At 35.1% G+C, this 20,434-nt stretch carries 18 protein-coding genes and 1 pseudogene; 3 read left to right on the forward strand and 16 right to left on the reverse strand.

Features of this window, described 5'->3' with window-relative positions; genetic code table 11:
• Positions 1 to 131: 131 nt before the first annotated feature.
• From Q5O86_RS03915 to Q5O86_RS03935, 5 genes are all read right to left on the reverse strand, one after another.
• A complete protein-coding gene (locus Q5O86_RS03915) occupies positions 132 to 548 on the reverse strand; it encodes a hypothetical protein (RefSeq protein ID WP_302625844.1) in 417 nt (138 codons plus the stop codon).
• Between the two features lie 114 nt (positions 549 to 662).
• On the reverse strand, positions 663 to 1,442 hold the full coding sequence (locus Q5O86_RS03920; protein ID WP_302625845.1) for a DUF4367 domain-containing protein: 780 nt from the start codon (positions 1,440 to 1,442) through the stop codon (positions 663 to 665).
• Positions 1,432 to 2,004: an RNA polymerase sigma factor gene (locus Q5O86_RS03925; protein WP_302625846.1), complete on the reverse strand. Its 573-nt coding sequence runs from the start codon at positions 2,002 to 2,004 to the stop codon at positions 1,432 to 1,434. Before Q5O86_RS03925 ends, Q5O86_RS03920 begins: the two co-directional genes overlap by 11 nt.
• A gap of 136 nt (positions 2,005 to 2,140) precedes the next feature.
• Complete coding sequence (locus Q5O86_RS03930) at positions 2,141 to 3,130, reverse strand: YafY family protein (protein ID WP_302625847.1); 990 nt, start codon at positions 3,128 to 3,130, stop codon at positions 2,141 to 2,143.
• A 25-nt stretch (positions 3,131 to 3,155) separates the two neighbouring features.
• Entirely contained in the window at positions 3,156 to 4,280 is a 1,125-nt protein-coding gene (locus Q5O86_RS03935; protein WP_302625848.1) for an aldo/keto reductase, read from the reverse strand.
• A gap of 180 nt (positions 4,281 to 4,460) precedes the next feature.
• Here Q5O86_RS03935 and Q5O86_RS03940 point away from each other — a divergent pair, with 180 nt between their 5' ends.
• Complete coding sequence (locus Q5O86_RS03940; RefSeq protein ID WP_302625849.1) at positions 4,461 to 5,861, forward strand: sodium-dependent transporter; 1,401 nt, start codon at positions 4,461 to 4,463, stop codon at positions 5,859 to 5,861.
• 113 nt (positions 5,862 to 5,974) lie between these two features.
• Here Q5O86_RS03940 and Q5O86_RS03945 read toward each other — a convergent pair whose 3' ends face one another.
• The 7 genes and pseudogenes from Q5O86_RS03945 to Q5O86_RS03975 form a co-directional block, all read right to left on the reverse strand.
• On the reverse strand, positions 5,975 to 7,627 hold the full coding sequence (locus Q5O86_RS03945; protein WP_302625850.1) for a Na+/H+ antiporter NhaC family protein: 1,653 nt from the start codon (positions 7,625 to 7,627) through the stop codon (positions 5,975 to 5,977).
• A 136-nt stretch (positions 7,628 to 7,763) separates the two neighbouring features.
• Positions 7,764 to 8,168: pseudogene (cdd, locus tag Q5O86_RS03950) on the reverse strand (cytidine deaminase).
• Positions 8,169 to 8,197: 29 nt separating this feature from the next.
• On the reverse strand, positions 8,198 to 8,818 hold the full coding sequence (locus tag Q5O86_RS03955) for a YitT family protein (protein WP_302625851.1): 621 nt from the start codon (positions 8,816 to 8,818) through the stop codon (positions 8,198 to 8,200).
• A gap of 1 nt (position 8,819) precedes the next feature.
• Positions 8,820 to 9,173, reverse strand: coding sequence for an arsenate reductase family protein (locus Q5O86_RS03960; protein WP_302625852.1), 354 nt, complete (start codon positions 9,171 to 9,173; stop codon positions 8,820 to 8,822).
• A gap of 18 nt (positions 9,174 to 9,191) precedes the next feature.
• Positions 9,192 to 10,787 carry a peptide chain release factor 3 gene (locus Q5O86_RS03965; RefSeq protein ID WP_302625853.1) on the reverse strand — a complete coding sequence of 532 codons (1,596 nt, stop codon included), beginning with the start codon at positions 10,785 to 10,787 and terminating at the stop codon, positions 9,192 to 9,194.
• A gap of 126 nt (positions 10,788 to 10,913) precedes the next feature.
• Positions 10,914 to 12,572, reverse strand: coding sequence for an RNA polymerase sigma factor (locus Q5O86_RS03970; RefSeq protein ID WP_302625854.1), 1,659 nt, complete (start codon positions 12,570 to 12,572; stop codon positions 10,914 to 10,916).
• Between the two features lie 92 nt (positions 12,573 to 12,664).
• Positions 12,665 to 12,916 (reverse strand): DUF3781 domain-containing protein, encoded by a 252-nt coding sequence (locus tag Q5O86_RS03975; protein WP_302625855.1) that lies wholly within the window; start codon positions 12,914 to 12,916, stop codon positions 12,665 to 12,667.
• A 192-nt stretch (positions 12,917 to 13,108) separates the two neighbouring features.
• Between Q5O86_RS03975 and Q5O86_RS03980 the strand changes: the two genes are divergently transcribed.
• The gene (locus Q5O86_RS03980) at positions 13,109 to 13,984 is read left to right on the forward strand and encodes a helix-turn-helix transcriptional regulator (protein WP_302625856.1); all 876 of its coding nucleotides are present in this window, start codon (positions 13,109 to 13,111) and stop codon (positions 13,982 to 13,984) included.
• Entirely contained in the window at positions 13,959 to 15,305 is a 1,347-nt protein-coding gene (locus Q5O86_RS03985) for an MATE family efflux transporter (RefSeq protein WP_302625857.1), read from the forward strand. The genes Q5O86_RS03980 and Q5O86_RS03985 overlap by 26 nt, the downstream gene beginning before the upstream one ends.
• An 8-nt stretch (positions 15,306 to 15,313) precedes the next feature.
• On the opposite strand, the gene Q5O86_RS03990 is transcribed toward Q5O86_RS03985, so the two are convergent.
• The 4 genes from Q5O86_RS03990 to Q5O86_RS04005 all read right to left on the reverse strand — a co-directional run bounded on the left by Q5O86_RS03990 (position 15,314) and on the right by Q5O86_RS04005 (position 20,298).
• Positions 15,314 to 16,288, reverse strand: a complete 975-nt coding sequence (locus tag Q5O86_RS03990; RefSeq protein WP_302625858.1) for an ATP-dependent 6-phosphofructokinase — start codon at positions 16,286 to 16,288, stop codon at positions 15,314 to 15,316.
• Positions 16,289 to 16,389: 101 nt separating this feature from the next.
• On the reverse strand, positions 16,390 to 16,659 hold the full coding sequence (locus Q5O86_RS03995) for a hypothetical protein (RefSeq protein WP_302625859.1): 270 nt from the start codon (positions 16,657 to 16,659) through the stop codon (positions 16,390 to 16,392).
• A 293-nt stretch (positions 16,660 to 16,952) separates the two neighbouring features.
• On the reverse strand, positions 16,953 to 18,092 hold the full coding sequence (locus Q5O86_RS04000; RefSeq protein WP_302625860.1) for a DUF6070 family protein: 1,140 nt from the start codon (positions 18,090 to 18,092) through the stop codon (positions 16,953 to 16,955).
• A gap of 118 nt (positions 18,093 to 18,210) precedes the next feature.
• Positions 18,211 to 20,298, reverse strand: coding sequence for a penicillin-binding transpeptidase domain-containing protein (locus tag Q5O86_RS04005; RefSeq protein WP_302625861.1), 2,088 nt, complete (start codon positions 20,296 to 20,298; stop codon positions 18,211 to 18,213).
• Positions 20,299 to 20,434 lie beyond the last annotated feature (136 nt).

Below are 20,434 nucleotides of genomic sequence, written 5' to 3' on the forward strand. Positions count from 1 at the left end.
AAATAAAGAAACACATTTGTGGACGATTGTCCACAAATGTGCTGTAAACTTTACCCCCACTCTTGACAAAGAGCCAAAAATTCAGTATCATTTGTAAATAGTTTTTTCAATAATTTGTTTTTCACCCCAACCTAGTATGGAACTTCCTTTGAATAACATGCACCTGCTTCGGTAACTTTATCTCCCGAATACACTTTGATTACTACTCTCAGGCGATAATAGTAACCGGTTTTGATTTCTTTAATCTTATTCATTTCATAAGTTCCCTTACCCGAATGTTTTTGTGTCCACTGTGCATACTCTGAATATACTTGTCCGGACTTCGGGCGACGCTGTAATGTCATCTCAATCTCAGAAGTTTTGCTTGTCGTCATGGTATATTTTCCAAAACATGTAGCTGTGCTGCCGCTTCTGGTTAGAAGAGATGATATACTATTCATATTGTCATAGCATGGCATAATACCATCGTCGCCGTCTGCACCATATACATTAAATGAAAACATTAAAGTAGAGATTAATAGCATACATAATAATTTTTTCATCTTCATAGTTATTACTCCTTTCAATATGCCCTCTATAAGTAATAACGAAGAAAATTGAATTTCGGAACACAAAAAATGAAACTTTTTCTATTTTTTTGTATTATTATGTATTTTCATCATCTATTCGATATTTTTATCTATATCAGCATTTTCCTTTTTATTTACCTTCTTTACAGTTTTAGCTATTTTAACCAACTCTTTTTTATCTACTCCAGAAGAAGATACCCCTATAAAATATCCGTCCTGTCGCCAAATAACAGTAACTCTTTCTTTTTTTTCTACAACCATAGCCTGATACCCATTGATATCCACATAGGTTACCACTGCACGCTCCGTGTCCAGATTTATTGTCGCACTATCGCTTTGTTGTTCAAACTCTATTTCACGCTCATCATGCGCATTTCCATATTCAACCCTTAAATAAGAAGATGTTTTTGTCTCTTTTAACACCTGAAACTCTTTTGGTAACTCCGTAATCTGGTATTCTTTATCGAGAGAAACCCGATATCTATCATGAATTGTACTCTGTTCTTTCTTTCTAAATTCTTCGTCACTGATACTAATCTCTGTATGTGTCTTTTCTGTTTTCGTCAGAAAATTCAATACTACATTTTTTACCGCTGGAACAGATACTACGGATATATTAAATGCAACCAGCAATACTGCTGCGGCAACTGCTACTTTATATGGTATGGTTACTATCTTTTTTCTCTTTTTAAACTCCCTATTGCACAGTTTTCGGAACTTTATTATCTGCTTTTTTGTTGGAAGCGCTTCTCCTTCTTCCCTATTCAGAAGACTCATTTCCTCTAATAATGCATTTCCTGTGTTCTCCATATACCTGCCGATTGCCAGTTTTAAAAGCTCCTTCGAAATCTGTTCGTTTTCCTTATTTTTCATAGTTTTCATCTCCATTAATAATTTTTAAAAGTTTGATATAAGCTCTTTTAACATACACATGGACATACTCTTCCTTAATACCTAAAGATTTTTCAATCTCTTTATTGGAATTTCCAAAATAATATTTTTCTACTAACAGCATCGCCTCTCTTTCATTTAACTTCTCCAATGCTTTAGCAATTATCTCAATACTTTCGTTATTGATAAAAATCTCCTCAGGTGACTTTACGACGTTTTCGCGTAAAAGGTTGTCCTCCATAAGTTCTTCGAAGTCTTCCTTGGTTATTTCAGGCCCCGCTTTTTGTTTCCTGATATAATCAATTGAAACACTCCTTATAGTACCAACGAAGTAACATAGCATTTCGGAACAGTTTAATGTAGAAATTTTTTCAAAATTATTAATTATTTTGATAAAAGCTTCATTTACCATGTCATTTGCGACATCCAAATCCTGCACAATATCATATGCCTTTTTTCGCATAATTTTATAATATTTTCTATACCATTGTTCAACTAACCTTCTCTGGTCGTCATCTTCTATCGCTAAAATTGCTGCAATCATATCTTTCCTCTTATGTTAAATTCTTTCTCTATATTTTTCGACATATTTTTATATAGATTAATATATCACAAAAATGAACCTACCAATACATAAAACCTCAAATAAAATATTTTTATCCGGTAATTAAGGTCATATTTTATCTATATTGTCGAATTAACCTGTCAATTTCCCCATTTATTCTATCTACAACTGTTTTGGGTTCTAAAATCTTTACATCTTCACCCAACCCTATTATCCATGCTAAAAACTGCAAACTTACCGCTACCTTGACATTTACTGTAAAATGACTGTCATCCTTTGGAATTAGCATAACATCTTTCCCAAACCGGTCAATAACAACTCCCGCAAGAGAATTTGCGCACTCCAGTTTTACAGTCTGTTCCTGTGCATAAAACATACCAAACATCTTCTTTGCATAAACTGCCATATCAAACGTCTGAAACAAAGATTTTCCTTCTCTCTTTTCATCTGTCACTGTAATGTTTAACATCTTGTCCACACGAAAATGCTTAATCATTTGCTCCACACTGTCGTACGCCACCAAATAATAATTTTCATCATTCCACGATAATGCCCAGGGACTGACCTCGTACAATGCTCCATCCCTTTTCAACTCCATTTCTTTTTTTATATTCCATTGAAAGTATTGAAATGTAATTTTGGAGTTTTTCGCAATCGCATTATGTATATTATCCACATTATAATAAATGCTCTCGTTCATTGTCTTAATCCGCTCTGCTACATAAACCTGACGATGTAACTGAGATGCCTCATATTTGCTCGCCAATCCCTCAATTTTTTTTATCAGCCTATTTGATTTTTTTGCGGTAAGAAACTTTGCAGACTGAACGGAATCCACAAGCAGTTTTAACTCCGCCAATTCAAACTGCCTGTTCCCTATACGATAATAATATGTCCTATCATATTGTTCCCCTATGATATCTAAACCGTACTGTCTGAGACATTCCATATCATTATATATACTTTTTCTCTCAGCAGTTATTCCATAAGCTTCTAATTCTGCTATAATTTCAGGCATTGTAATGCTGTGGGATTCGTCCGTCTTTTCCAACAATACTTTCATTAAATATAAAATTTTCAACTTTTGATTGGGTAACTTTGCCATATTATCTCCCGTAATCTACTGTTATTTACTTTCCAAAATGTTTTGCCACTTCTTTTAAATCATCTATTATTGGCAAATGCTGCGGACATACTTTCTCACATTTTCCACACGCAATACAATCACCCGCCTTGCCAAATATACCTGTTAATCTGTCATAATACTCGCCCTGTGGTGTCCACCCTTTTTCTTTAATCTCCTGCATATCTGCATTAAATAAAGAAAAATATTTAGGAATTGCTATTTTCTTTGGACAACCTTCTGTACAATAAGAACACCCTGTACACGGTATTGCAATATTCGCATTCAATATCTCTACAGCTTCCCACACAATCTTTTGTTCTTCTGCTGTCAATGGCTTAAAATCCATCATATATCCTGTATTATCTAATAACTGCTCCATATTACTCATTCCGCTTAGAACCATCATTACGCCATCAAGACCTGCTGCAAATCTTATTGCCCAGGATGGTATGGATGCGTTTTCATTATAGGATTTAAAATGTTCTTCCACTGCCTCAGGCACCTTTGCCAGTGTACCACCCTTGACAGGTTCCATCACAATGACCGGTTTCTTATGCTTCCTCGCAACCTCATAACATTTGCGGGACTGTACTCCCTCACTCTCCCAATCCAGATAATTAATCTGTAACTGAACAAATTCCATTTCCGGATGCTCTGTCAAAACCTTATCCAGAAGTTCCGCATTATCGTGATAAGAAAATCCTATATGTTTCACAAATCCCTTTTCTTTCTTATCCATCAGCCATCCAAAGCAGTCTAAATCACTGTAAACTTTATAATGGTCCAAACCAACATCGTGCAATAAATAATAGTCAAAATATTCGACTCCCGTCTTTCTTAACTGCTCATTAAATATTTTATCCCTATCATCTTTATTCTGTATAAAGCCGGCGTGTAATTTATCCGCCAGTGTAAAACTATCTCTTGGATGTCTTTTTACCAATGCCTCTTTCGCAGCCTCCTCGCTTTTAAAGGCACAATACATCCATGCCGTATCAAAATATGTAAAGCCCCTTTCCAGGAAAGTATCTACCATTTTGGATGTCAACTCAATATCAATATTTCCATCATCATTCTGATTTTTTAATGGTAATCTCATTAATCCAAATCCAAGTTTCTTTTCGCTCATATATTTTCCTCCAATTATTAACTTTTCTATAACCATTATATTATATACTTTTTATATACACAATTACATATTTTTATATTTCATCATCTGTCTGTTTCTATGCCAATCAATATATTTCCTTGCCTTAATTTATTATTTCCGTTAGAATATTATTACTAATAATAATTGGGAGGAGATTCAATGAACGCTCAAAATAAAAGGGGAAATTTTACGGGTACGTTAGGCTTTGTTATGGCTGCGGCCGGCAGCGCTGTAGGATTAGGAAACACTTGGAGATTTCCATATCTCGCAGCCAAAGATAATGGAGGAGTTTTTATATTTTTCTACATTATTCTGGCTCTGACATTTGGTTTTGCATTACTTACTACAGAAATTGCAATCGGAAGAAAGACTGCTCAGAGTCCGTTGACAGCTTATGAAAAAATTCATCCTAAATGGAAGGGAATTGGAGTAATCGCTTGTTTAGTACCAATTATCATCTTACCATACTATTGTTCTATCGGAGGATGGGTAATGAAATACTTCTTTTCCTTTATCACAGGCTCCGGAGAATCATCTGCGGCAGATGGATACTTTACCAACTATATTACATCAATAAACGGACCCATCATATGGATGCTCGTATTCCTTGCTTTGACCGCTTTAGTTGTTTTCAGTGGTGTTGAAAAGGGGATTGAAAAATACAGCAAAATTCTCATGCCTATTCTATTAGTCCTTATTATCGGAATTTCCGTTTATTCTTTAACACTTCGTCATGTAGATGCTGACGGTGTCACAAGAACAGGGCTTCAGGGATTAAAAATTTATCTTGTTCCTGATTTCTCAGGAATGACGGTAAAAGACTTTTTTGTTGTTATAACAGACGCCTTAGGACAATTGTTTTTCTCTATCAGTGTTTCTATGGGAATTATGGTTGCATATGGTTCTTATGTAAAGAAAGATGTTAATCTGATGAAATCTATCAACCAGATTGAAATTTTTGATACCGTTGTAGCATTGCTCGCAGGTCTTATGATTGTCCCTGCAGTATTTACCTTTATGGGACAGGATGGAATGTCAAAAGGACCGGGACTTATGTTTATTTCACTTCCAAAAGTATTCAAATCCATGGGTTCTATTGGTACAATAATCGGCATTTTATTTTTCCTGATGGTTATTTTTGCGGCGATAACTTCTGCCGTATCTGTCATGGAAGCTATTGTTTCAAGTATAATGGATAAATTCAAACTCTCCAGAAAAAAGAGTTCCCTGCTGGTTACGCTCTATGCAGTTATTGGTGGGCTCATTGTCTGTCTTGGATATAATTTATTCTATTTTGAGTTGAAACTTCCAAACGGTACCGTGGGACAAATTTTAGACGTTATGGACTATATCAGTAATAACTGCCTTATGCCATTAGTTGCCCTGCTTACATGCATTTTAATCGGATGGGTTGTAAAGCCTAAAACAATTATCGATGAAGTTTGCCATGGTGGATATAAATTTAGAAGAAAGAATCTATATATTATAATGATTAAATTTATAGCACCTGTTTTATTACTTATATTATTATTGCAGTCTATAGGAATAAAAATTATATAGTTTCCTTAAGAATGTACTTAAATATTGCAATATCTAAAGGGGCATCCACATCAAAAAACTCCGGCAGCATATCAGTTGCCGGAGTTTTTCTAATACTTTATTTTTTAATAATCCTACTTTATTTTGCCTTGTGTTATGACTTTTATAAGTACAACTACCAACACCATCATTACAATTGATATCGGCAATACTAACAATGTAATCCAAGTTAATTTAATAAAGCTTAACAGTCCCACAAGAATATATGAGAAAAATGATACTACTGCCACCAAAATTGCATAAGGAAGCTGTGTAGAAACATGATTTACATGGTCACACTCTGCTCCTGCTGATGCCATAATTGTAGTATCAGAAATCGGCGAACAATGGTCACCACAGACAGCTCCCGCCATACATGCTGAAATTGATACAATCATTAATTGATAATCCGTATTCTGGAATGCTGCCACAACAATAGGAATTAATATGCCAAAGGTTCCCCACGACGTACCTGTGGCAAATGCTAAAAAGCACGCAACCAGGAAGATAATTGCCGGCAGGAAGTTCATAAAGTCACCTGCTGCTGCCTGCATCGATTCAGCTACAAACTCTTTTGCGCCCAATGAATCTGTCATCGCTTTCAATGTCCATGCCATCGTTAAAATTAAGATTGCCGGAACCATAGCCCTAAATCCTTCTACCAGACAATCCATACATTGCTTAAACGGCAAAACTCTTCTACAGACATAGAGTAAAATAGTAATAACCAATCCAAAGAAACTTCCCAGTGCCAAACCAACCGAAGCATCACTATTGGAAAATGCTTCTACAAATCCAACACCTTTAAAAAACTTACCTGTATATAACATTCCGATGACACAACAGATAACGAGAGATACAATCGGAATTAAAAGGTCCTTAACTTTTCCCTTCTTTTCTACAGAATCATCTTCTTCCTGTCTGTATTTTACTCTCTCTCCCATTGAGAACAAATCCCCTTTTTCAGCATTCTTTTCATGCTTCGCCATCGGACCATATTCTACTTTTAAAATTGCCATTGTAACCATCATAACAATTGTAAGAATGGCATAAAAATTATAAGGAATTGCTCTAACAAACAATGCCAATCCATCTTCCCCCTCTACAAAACCGCTCACTGCTGCCGCCCAAGAGGATATCGGTGCAATAATACAAACCGGTGCTGCTGTTGCATCAATTAAATATGCCAGCTTTGCACGGGAAATATTGTGCTTGTCCGTAACCGGTCTCATAACACTTCCAACCGTAAGACAATTAAAATAATCATCAATAAAAATCAAAACACCCAGCAGGATAGTTGCAAGCTGTGCCCCTACTCTCGACTTAATATGCTCACTCGCCCACTTTCCGAAAGCTGCTGAGCCTCCTGCTTTGTTCATTAATGCAACAATCGCTCCAAGAATAACTAGAAATATTAAAATTCCTACGTTAGAGGGATTTGATAATACCCCTACAAAGCCATCCTCAAACGTATGCATCATAATTTTCTCTACATTCGTTTGTCCATAAAGCACTGCACCGACCAATATTCCGACAAATAACGAACTGTAGACTTCCTTAGTAACTAACGCCAGCCCAATTGCTACGACCGGTGGAATCAATGCCCAAATGGAAGCATACAGTGCCGGAACATATCCCGTCTCGTCTGCTCCAAAAACTACTGTGGCACACACCACCACCAATAGTACCGACAGCGATACTATTGCTGAGAATTTCATCTTTCCCCATTTCTTCTGTAATTTGTTCATAATCTTTCTCCTTCTGTTCTTTGAACATATTTGTAATTTTTATTGTAAAGGAGAAATTACAATTAATCAATTATTATATTAAAAAGGGGAACATTTTTATTAAAATGATACCTTTTGAAACTTTTCCGAGCCTTTATTACAATTCAAATCCCATAGGTAAAAGTTCTTTCAATGTAAATATTTTATATTCATCCTGCCTTGCCAGAATGACCTGAAATATATCAGGATTACAAAACTCCATCATAACCTGTCTGCACACACCGCATGGCGGTGTATAATTTGTTATCTGTCCATTCTGACCCCCAACAATACAGATTGCCCGGAACTCTCTTTCACCCTCACTGACTGCTTTAAAAAAGGCAGTACGTTCTGCACAATTCGTTGGAGTATATGCTGAATTTTCAATATTACATCCTGTATATAACTATCCATTTTTCGTAAGAAGCACTGCACCTACTTTAAAATGAGAATAAGGTGCGTATGAAAACTGTAATTGTTGCGTTGCAATTTGCACCATTTCTTCAATTTTCTTTTTATCCATATTTTACTCCCAATGATTCATCTGCCTGATTATAAAATGCGCTTTACTTTCATTTTCTGCATTATTCCTATTATTTGTCCCGATAGTACGACTGTCAACAATGAATAAATTAATCTCTGTACCGGTATATAACTTAAAGACAACATAAGAACTATCAAATCACTAACTAAATAAACCCATTGAATCTCTTTTTTTGTTATCTTGGCAAGACTCATTGCCAATGCATCATCACCACCGGGAGCTCCACCCGCTCTGACACATAATCCCACGCCAACTCCGACAAACATAGCTCCAACAACTGCGGCTAATAATGGATAATCAACCAAATTCGGCCACAACGGGTCAAATTGTTCAATGATAGCATAGAAAATAGAAAAAGCACTGCCGGAAATTATAGAATAAGCAATAAACTTTTTTCCTAAAACTTTCATTCCCAATATATAGCATATGAAATTTAATATGAACCCTGACACTGCCGGTGAAATACGAAACCAATGATGAAGTAATAACGTCAGTCCCAACACACCACCTTCCGTAACACCGGAGAATGAATGCACATGATATAAGCCAAATGCCAAAATTGCACTTCCGCTTAATAGATTAACATACTTCAGGATTGTTCTTGTACCACACAAACGTTTCCATTCCATTTTATGCCTTTCCGACTACTTCCCATTCTGCTTCCTTAAATCCAACACATACTGTTGTCTCTGTAACCAAAACCGGTCTCTTTACCAGCATACCGTCTGTCGCTAACAATTGATACTGCTCTTCTTCGCTCATTTCCGGCAGCTTATCTTTCAATCCCATTTCCCTGTACAGCATTCCACTGGTATTAAAAAATCTCTTTAATGGCAAACCGCTTTTCGTATGCCACTCTTTCAATTCTTCCACTGTGGGATTATCTTCTTTTATATTTCTATCTTCATACTTCATATTGTTTTCATCAAGAAATTTCTTTGCTCTCTTGCATGTACTGCACTTTGGATATTCTAAAAATAACATTTCGTTCTCCTTTATCTGTTAATTCTTTCTAAATTCCATAAACTCAAGCCCCTCGTTTCTCTCAAGAGTCATTCGAATGGACCACTCATTTGTAAACAATATCAATGGATTATCTTTCATATCTTTTACCTTTTTTGTATCACTTGGGCATTTGAGACCATTGACATCTAAACCGGTATCCTTTATCCACCGAATATGGCCATACGGAAGCGGGTCTAGTCTCACATCACAGCCATACTCATTTTCCATTCTATATTTTAAAACATCAAACTGAAGTACCCCTACTACCCCAACGATTATTTCTGACATTTCCAAATTATAATCCTGAAAAATCTGGATGGCTCCTTCCTGAGCTATCTGAGTTACACCTTTCATAAACTGCTTGCGCTTCATGGAATCAAGCGCTACAAGCCGGCAGAAATGTTCCGGTGCAAACGTAGGTATTCCCTCATAAGCAAATTTTTTTCCCGGAGTACAAATAGTATCTCCAATAGAAAAAATTCCCGGGTCAAAAACGCCCATAACATCTCCGGCATACGCCTCCTCAATAATACTTCTATCCTGTGCCATAATCTGCTGAGGACGGGATAACTTCATTTTTCTTCCACTCTGTACATGATATACATCCTTAGACGAATCAAACCGACCGGAACATATTCTCATAAAAGCAATTCTGTCATGATGTGATTTATTCATATTTGCCTGAATTTTAAATACAAATCCTGAGAACGGCTCTTCTATAGGATGAATTAATCCCTTGTCTGACATTCTTGGCAAAGGAGATTCCGTCATCTTAAGAAAATGCTCTAAAAATGTCTCAATACCAAATGTGGTAAGTGCAGAGCCAAAAAATACCGGTGACAGTTCCCCACTATCTACAAGCTCCTGACTTAAAGGTTCGCTTGCACCATCCAGAAGTTCTGCATCTTCCACAAGCTGCTCATATAATTCCTCACCTATTTCCTCTTTCAGTTTTTCATCTTCTATCTCATAAGTAGTCTCCGCTGCACTTTTTGCACCGCCTACTGAAACTGCCTGAAACATTGAAACTTTCTTTGTATTTCTGTCAAAGACACCTTTAAATCTCTTACCGGAACCAATAGGCCAATTAATCGGACAGGTTTTAATTCCGAGAACATTCTCTATTTCTTCGAGCAGCTCATATGGGTCTCTCGCCTCAAGGTCCATTTTGTTTATAAATGTAAAAATCGGGATATGCCTCATTACGCAAACCTTAAAAAGTTTAATAGTCTGTGCCTCAACACCCTTAGATGCGTCGATGACCATAACCGCTGAATCCGCTGCCATCAATGTACGATAGGTATCCTCAGAAAAATCCTGATGTCCGGGAGTATCTAAAATATTAATACAATACCCATTATACTTAAACTGCAACGCAGAAGAAGTTACGGAAATTCCCCTTTCCTTTTCTATATCCATCCAGTCGGACACAGCATATTTAGAGTTCGCCTTTCCCTTTACGGAACCTGCGGTATTAATAGCCCCTCCATACAATAAAAACTTCTCTGTAAGAGTTGTCTTACCGGCATCCGGATGTGAAATAATTGCAAAAGTCCTTCGGTTTTCTATTTCTTTTTTTAAATTTTCTTCCATTTTGTGCCTCCTAATGCTTCGAATAAATATTCTTGCACTTCTGGCGGAAGCACAAACCCAAAGCATACATTCTTACTCTACTATTTTTCGTACCGCGTTTTATTATATACAATTCCTTTTATTTACTCAAGAATTTTCAATAATATGGTTCTTTTTCATAACCCCCTCCACACAGCATACAACAGTAAAAACTGCTTTCTTTTGTTCTTCAGTCAGTGGCTGCAACATTTCTCTTTTCATCATTTCCTCTATTACATACGGAATCATTACAGCATCGGAAAAACCGCCGCTATTATTATATTTCACTAACTCTTCTAAATGTTTTGGATATTTCTTCTTATTTATCTCAAATCTTTTCTCGTTAAAGTTTCTTCCCTCTTTCCAAACCTCATCCGGTATTTGAACATATTTTTTAATATGTTCATCCATAGCTTCTTCCAAATGATTTGACTTTGAGTTCAGTGTAACAACCTGTATTTTTTCATCTAATACATATCCTTTTTGACATAAATTTGTGTATCGCTCCATCTGCATCTTATTCCTGTCATATCCATTTTCCATATATGAATATAAATTGTCCCAATCCTCATGTGCATTTACGCGCCAATCAATTTCTCTGTCACTAAATCTGCAATTACACTGTACCACCTGCATTTTTAGCTGTTCATCTCTCCATACCTGTTCAAACATATATCCACAACAACTATATTTATCCTCTCTTATTGGAGTACAATCATCTGACAATGTTGCATATGCAATAAAATGTCCACCATCCGGTCTCTTAACAGCAAACCTATCCCAATCGCTCCACATATTTTCGCACAAATTCTTTATAATAAGCATTACCAAATTATATTTAATAAAATTTTTGTCATTACCCGGACACTGAAATCCCCAGTAGTCCTCTGCTCTGTCAAAATCTTTAAATACTTTATTAAAAAGATTGTCACACAAAAATCTCGCAGCCTTTTTATTTAAATCTATTTCTGTTCCGTCAAATAACCTATAATCTGTTATACACATGTTTGTCAAAAATTTAGGATTTTTGCTGTTATCTATCTGGTCAATATACCCCCACGCAACCAGTTTTTTTAATTCTCCTTCTATATAGGCTATCGGAACCTCTATATCCCCGGCTATTTCTTCCATATTCTTTGCTTTATAATAACAACTCCAAGCAATATTTTGCTTTAATCTGCTATCAAACATATCCTTTGTATCTCCACTCGTTCCCGGTGTTCCACTATGACCCATCCCTATAAATTTTATAGGGTTAATACTTAAATTTTGAACCTTTTCCATCTTTATTTTCTCCTTTAAATTCATTTTAGCATCTGATAAATGCCATTTTACTGTTCCGGAAGAAATATTTAATTCTTTTGCAATACGTTGAATTGCCATATTCTTATAATACTTCATATAAATAATTGCTCTTTGGCGTTCTGATAACAGACCTATCTGCTGTCTAAGTTTCCGATAGGTCTCCTGCTCTTCCAATCTTACAAAATTTCTGTCAATTATTTGATGTTGAATATTCATTAAATCTAAATGTTTATGCTGATTTTCTCTGTTCAAATACCTTGCATACACATTTTTTGCAATTCGATAAACATATCCATCCGTATTTGCAATTGTTTTCGCATTTATCAGGGATTTGTACAATTCACACACTATATCTGCTGCTAATTCTTCTGCATCTGAAATATTATGCATTTTGTCCATCGCAAAACCAAATATTTTCTTCTGATATTTTAATACCAATGCATCCGCATTTGTTTTATTCATTGAAAACCTCCGATAGTTAACCTAATCTGTGCACAGTTTTTTTGTTTTCATATATATAGTGTAGAATTTTTGGAAACGGTTGGGTAAAAAAATTATTTCTTTTCCTTATGAGCTGTTATGATTGTATAACTGTATGCATTTACTGTTATAACACAACCATCAATATGGATATACCAATTTTTCCCGGTTCTTGTAATCATTGCGTTCGGTGATTCTATTTTGGTCTTACACCATTCAACTACATTATCTGTATCTAACAATAAATTTTTCTTAATTCTTACAACCCCTAATTCCGTTGTATGCAGTTTGTCCAAATGAACAAGCAGGTCTTGTTTTTCATGCATTGTTTACTTACCTCCATTACTTTAGTGTGTAGATTTAATAATCACTTCGAAAACTTTTTATTTAAGATATCAGTTTTATTGTAACATAAGAGTAAATAATAACAATTATTATAAACCTGTAAAAACCGCAATAAATATTAAAACAATTATGACTTTATTGTTTATAATTTAATCTGAAAGGAGGATGCTGAATTGCAGAACAATATTGAAAATATTATTACTGTTATTGATCACATAGAAAATAATTTGAATGAAAAATTAAATCTGACTTCTATTGCCAATGCCGCAGGATATTCAAAATACCATTTGCATCGTATGTTCCAAGATACAGTTGGTCTGTCCATACACGATTATGTCAGGCGCAGACAATTAACTGAAGCCGCGAAACTGCTTGTGTTCTCTAATAAATCCATATTAGAAATTGCTTTTTTGTCTGGATATGATAGTCAACAGGCTTTTACGACAGTTTTTAAGCAAATGTATAAAAAATCACCAAATGAATATCGGTTAAATCAGGAATTTTATCCCTTGCAGCTTAGATTTATTTTGAAAAAAGAATTAGCTACAACATCACCATCAGATGATATAAAGGCTAATATTACATTGGCCACGATATCGGATATTCCTTTATGGTTAGATTTAGTTCATTTAATTATCGATGGATTCCCCAACCTAAAGGAAGATGAATATTTAGAATATTTGAAAAAAAGTATTTATGAAAATCGTGCTTTTATTTTAAAAGACAAACATATTGCCATTGCTGTCATGGCAATTAACTATGATTCTAAAAGTATTGATTTCTTTGGTGTTCACCCACTATATAGAAAATGTGAAATTCCAAAATTGTTTCTTGAAAAAGTAATGAATGAGTTTTTAAAAGGAGAAGAAATAAGTATTACAACATTTCGTGAAGGTGACAAAGCTGATACCGGTTATAGGAAAACTTATAAAGAATTGGGATTTGCAGAAGCCGAATTACTAATTGAATTTGGGTATCCTACACAACGGCTTGTCCTAACACCATTGACAGGAGGAAATAAAAATGAATCCATCCGAAAACAATCTTAATCCTTTGGCTCAAAATTTCTCACTATTTTCTTTACTGCGCTTTGCATTTCCTACCATTACCATGATGTTGTTCATGGGATTATATACGATAATAGATACTATTTTTGTATCCAGATTTGTCAATACAGATGCCCTATCAGCAATCAATATTGTCTGTCCTGTGATAAACCTAATTGTTGGTCTGGGTACAATGATTGCAACCGGTGGAAGCGCTATTGTAGCAAGAAAACTTGGGGCCGGTAACATGAAAAGAGCCAATCAGGATTTTACACTTATTGTTATATTTGGGGCTGTTTTATCATTTCTCCTCATGACTTTAGGAATTATTTTCATTGATAAAATTATTTGGAGATTGGGTGCAAGCGAAGTATTGTTCCCTTACTGTAAAGATTATCTTTTTATCATTTTACTATTCACTCCTGCAAGTATGTTACAGGTATTGTTCCAAAATTTAATTATTACTGCCGGAAAACCTGCATTTGGAATGTTTCTATCCTTGGGAGCTGGTATAATTAACATTATGTTGGACTATATTTTTATAGTTCTTTTCAATTTAGGCATCATAGGTTCCGCACTCGGTACAGGTATCAGTTATATGATTCCATCCATTTTAGGAATTCTGTTTTTCGCTCATGAAAAAGGGGCCTTATCTTTTGAAAAGCCCGTTATAGATTTCTCTGTATTAACAGAAAGTTGTATGAATGGCTCATCAGAAATGGTAAGCCAGATTTCAACAGCAACTACTACTTTGTTTTTTAATCTTACTATGATGGAACTGTTGGGTGAAAGCGGCGTTGCCGCAATCACAATTATTATCTATACCCAGTTTTTACTGACTACTTTGTATATTGGTTTTTCAATGGGGATAGCACCTATTATCAGCTTTAACTTTGGAGCAAAAAATTACACTTTTTTAAAGAAAATTTATAAGATATGTATATCCTTTGTTACATTTAGCTCTATATTGATTTTCCTGCTTTCTATAATATTGAAAAATTCATTGATACAACTTTTCACGACAAATGAAACAGATATTTATCAAATTACAGCAACAGGATTCCGGATATTCAAATACAGTTTTTTGTTTTCCGGATTCAATATATTTTCTTCTGCTTCTTTTACAGCACTATCCGACGGAAAGATATCCGCAATCATTTCTTTTTTGAGAACATTCGGTTTTATTATAATTAGTTTGCTCGTCTTTCCAATATTTCTTGGTATAACAGGCGTTTGGCTGGCTGTTCCAATAGCGGAATTCTTAACCTTTTGTATCGCAGTATTTTTGATTTGGGTTCATAGAAAAAAATATCAATACATATAACAAAGTACCTATTCTGACAACCTTAAACTCATCTCATATTGGAATGAGTCCAGCTTATTGTTTTCAATTGTCAATGATTCTGCAACATCATAGTCTACCAGTAAATCATTTTTGATTGCAACAATGCGGTTCTCTTTTCCCTGCTTTAGGATTTCCACTGCATAGGCTCCCATCAGTGAGCCATACATTCTATCTTTTGCTGTTGGACTTCCGCCCCTTTGAATATAACCTAACACAGATACTCTGGATTCAATACCTGTTTTTTCACGAATCATCTCTGCTAACTCCGGAGCATCTGTCACACCTTCTGCAACAACCACCAGGTAACTGTCCCGACCGTCTGCATGTCGTCTCTTGATGGCATCGGTTACGCTGTCATAATCTCCATTCCATTTTTCCGGAAGGATAATCGCATCTGCCGAAGTTGCCATGCCAGCCCATAATGCAATATAGCCACGTTTTCTTCCCATCACCTCGACAACACTGCATCTGCCATGAGAAACCGAGGAATCTCTTATCTTATCAATAGCCTCAGTAGCTGTATTTGCCGCTGTATCAAATCCCAATGTATATTCCGTACATGCCACATCTCTATCAATCGTTCCCGGAATACACACAATGTTTATGCCCTGTTCCCGAAATTCTATCGCTCCACGCAGCGTCCCGTCTCCTCCAATTGCAATAACAGCATCTACATTGTTTTTATTTAAATTCTCTGCCGCCAGTTTTCTATATTCCTTTTTAAGAAATCTTTCACTTCTGCTGGTATAAAGAAACGTGCCTCCCTGATTATTAATATTTCGTACATCTTCTAATCCGAGTGGCTTCGTTTCCCAGTCAATGAGTCCATCATACCCACGAAAGATTCCTACAACTTCAATGCTCAACTGGTATGCACTGTACACTACAGCACGAATTGCTGAATTCATTCCGGGTGCATCACCACCGCTTGTTAAAACAGCTATTTTTTTTATATTATTCATCTGCTATCTCCCTTACGTTTTCTTTTATATCTTTAAAAATAAATATATAACTGCAAAACTTTTCATATACTATTTTAAAAATTATATCACGCATGTATAAATTATGCCAAAAAACCAAAAAACAGTGCCATCAAGCAGCATATAACAAAACCAATCGCTGCACTTCCAAACACAAGCAGCACTTTTTGATATGGTCGCTTTCCAAATTCCTGCTGCGTTTCCAACTCATCTAACCGCTTTCCTTCCGTAAAAGCAACAATTTCCTTATAGGTAAAAATGTGATTATCTTTTTTAACCTTTTCCACTTTCAACGCAAAATACATTGTTACTGTAAATAATATTCCCCATGGAATGAGTCCATACCAATTCATCAATACCGCAAGTGGAACAGCCGAAATATTTCATCCCTCCTTTTATCTGGCTCCTTATTTTCGTACTCTTGAACCACCCTAACCTTATCACCCGGAAGGTAAAGTTTCTATCAAAAGGCTTTGACATTTACCCAAAATCATGTGTCAAAATGATTTGACATTCAATTTTAGCAGCAATTCAAGCAACAAAAAATCACCATTGTAAACTTAAACTTGGTATCACAAGATAAATCTCTCCTGAATAAAAGCATAATTCAAAGAAAAAATATATGCAATGAGACAGTTTAAAAATTTTAAAACTTTTTCTTTATGCGATATTGGTATGTAGGTATCTTTTGCAATCCTTTCCCTAATATCCGATTGCTCAGATATTTTATTTTTCCATTATCATAAATCTTTACCGTGAGTATATGGCTCATCACCGAATCATTTTTTAACATATCACACACAGCATCAATCTGAATTGAAAGTGTACCATCTTTGTTTTTCTTTATCTTCGTTATTTCCGGCATTGCATAGCCAAATGCATTTGGTGTATAATTCATACAACCCAGCCTACACCATGCATACGTTTTTCGTTTCTCGTCATACATTGCATATTTTTGAAGTTGCCGTTTGTTCACAGGCAGACACTCCATCATCAATTTTTCAAATTCTTCTTTGGGGATTCCCTGTCGATAAGTCTCACCGTTCAATTTTTCTTGATATTTCATATAATAAAGATATTCATAGAGTCCGGTATAATCCAATTCTTCTAAGTTATCTGCATCCCAATTAGAACAAAGCAAATTATTCCCCTGATACCCTAACATTTCCAAATATTTTGAAGATATCTCATCATATCTTTTTTTTATTGGTTTTACCCGAATCATACAATTTCCGTCCATTACTTCTGTCAGTTCGGGCGGTTCAGGCGTGCATATTTCATAACAAAACCATCCTTTCTTTGTGTACTCCCATTTCTTTATTTTATTATAAAAAGTATCGGAAACTATCGGAGTGTTATCCTCACTCCATGTACAATTTGTATATAGATAATACATATCTTTTCCATCAAAAACAAATTTATTTCTTGCCACACCACCCTTTGAATTTATCTCATAATACACAATATTTCCTTTATGTCCATTTACTGACTGCTCTAAAAACTTTTCCATTTTTTCATAATTGCTCATACCTTTACTACTGTAATAATATACCGGATAATCTTCCCTTTTTAATACATTCACCATTTCCAATGCAGTCTCGTCCAAAACAGACACATTGCTTGCCGCCCCTTTATCACATTCCAAATAAATCTTTTTTATCTTCTCCATTATCTTTTTACATTCGGATTCTGCCTCCTCTTTTTCTTTTTCATTAACCGAAAGATTATATCCATTTACAGAAATATTCTCATGAATAACAGAGCTTTTTTTTTGCAAGCTTCCCATATTTTTACATCCTAATAATGACAATAAAATAAAAATTATAATAATAAAAATTATTTTTTTTCTCATTTGGTACCTATTACCTTTCCATCTATTATATTCTTTTGTTTTGCAATAATATTTAGTTTTCTTTCAAATACTGATTCAACACTGCACTATCTTTATTTACAACATATCCACTGCCCCCGATACCTTTTACATTTTCTACCATGCTTACAATAAGTATCGGTTTCTTTACATCCTTATCAGCCGTCAATACGGCAAACCATCCTATTTCAGTTCCTTCCGTATCTTCTTTTGTTGCCTTAAGTTCTGCAGTTCCTGTTTTTCCTGCAAGTGTTATATCCTCTCTGTGAGCTGAGCGTGCAGTTCCATTGGAATCATTTATCACACCTTTTAGTCCTTCCATTACCTTATAAACTGTATCACCGGAAAAAACGTGTGGTATCCACGTTTCCCCCTTTGCATCGTCTTTATAGGTCAGATATGGCTTAATAATATTTCCATTATTTAAAAAAGCAGTATATATACTGGCAAGATGCAACGGATTAACCAATATCTGCCCCTGACCATAACCACTATCTGCAAGCTGTACCTCTGTTTCAATTTTGTCTGTATTGGAATACTGCGACTGACTCATAAGTATTTCAAAAGGCATATCCTGATAAAATCCTATATTATCCAACGATTTCATCAAATTATTTGTACCTATTTTTAATGCCGCCTTGGCAAAATATATATTATCAGAATAAATCAGTGCATTTTTCATGATGACTGGTTCATACTCATGAAGTGTTGTAACATAATAAGAACCCCAGGAAGAGTCTTTTTGCCAGGAGAGACCTTCATTTCCGAAGTCATCATTTTCCTGGAAAGCACCTGTCTCTAAACCAACAGAAGCAATAACCGGTTTAAACGTAGAGCCGGGACACCAGACTTGACGAAAACGATTATATAACGGCTTATCTTTATCGTGATTTAATGCATCCCACTGTTTTGATGACATCCCCCTGATAAAATCATTATTATCATAAGACGGCGTACTCACCAATGCCAGAACCTCACCGGTATAAGGGTTAATAGCAACAGAACAACCCTTATCTTTTTTAAATTCTTCATACAAAAGTTTTTGTAAATTAGAATCAATGGTCAGTTGAATATTCTCTCCATCTTGTTCTTCAATAGAGGCAATCGTCTTTTTTATATTTCCATCTTCATCTACAATACAAATCTTATGACCATCTTTTCCGTTTAATCGCTTTTCGAACAGACCTTCCATTCCACTTCGGCCAATTACACTATTGGAGTTATAACCCTCTTTCGGATGCTGTTTTAAATCTTCCGCTGTCACTCTCTGCACATAGCCTATTAAATGAGCAGCAGCCTCCTCTAATTCATATGAACGTATCTCTGTATCTGATAACATCACTCCCGGAATATTCAAGAGTTTTTTCTGACGTTTTTGTTCCTTTTGAACTTCTTCCTTAAACCCCATTTCCATTAAATCCAACTCATCAATTTTAGGAATTATAGTAATTGGTACAAATGAATCCTCCTTTACCCACTTTGCTTCTAATTTATTTTTAATCGTTTCTATGTCAATATTTAAAATTTTCTTCAGCTTTTTCAATGACTCTTTTTTATGTTTTAATTTTCCCGGAACAATTCCAACTAAGGAAGCAATCTCCTTTCCGGCAAGCATTTTTCCATTTCTATCTTCTATTTCGCCACGCTCAGCCTTTATTGTTGAAACCTTTACCTTATCTGTTTCCTCCATTTCTGGAAAAATCAAATTATCATTCCACAATATTTTATAACCATCTTCTGTATCAATTAAGGTTACTTTATTGCGAAAATTCACCTCTCCTGCAATGGTTTCAAAAGTCATGTTATATGAGACTATCACATTATCGCTCTCGCTATTTTCTACCTTAATATTATCTATTTTAAGATTCTTAACCTCTATTCCTTCATATATTTTTGAATTTCTATTGACAAAATTCCTCTTACTGTCACTATTTTCACTATTTGCCCTAATCATCGAATACATGGCATCATATTCTTTCTTTTCTATATAACTCATATATTTTACAATTATTTCCTCCGGTTTTTCCTTTTTTGATAAGTGCATTTCTCTGACCATATAAATCGTTATTCCCACTGTAGCAACCAATAATACTGACACTATAGTTACTATTATTTTTTTCATAACACTCTCCAATCCGCTGCTCTAAATTAGCAGCATAAAAAAATAATTTTCTCAAACAGTTTTTTAAATCTTACACTTGTAATATTTAAATGTCAAGTATCTTTTTTATCTAAAACAACATTTGACTTATCCTCAT

Source organism: uncultured Eubacterium sp. (assembly GCF_937958975.1).
Lineage (GTDB): Bacteria > Bacillota > Clostridia > Lachnospirales > Lachnospiraceae > Eubacterium_G.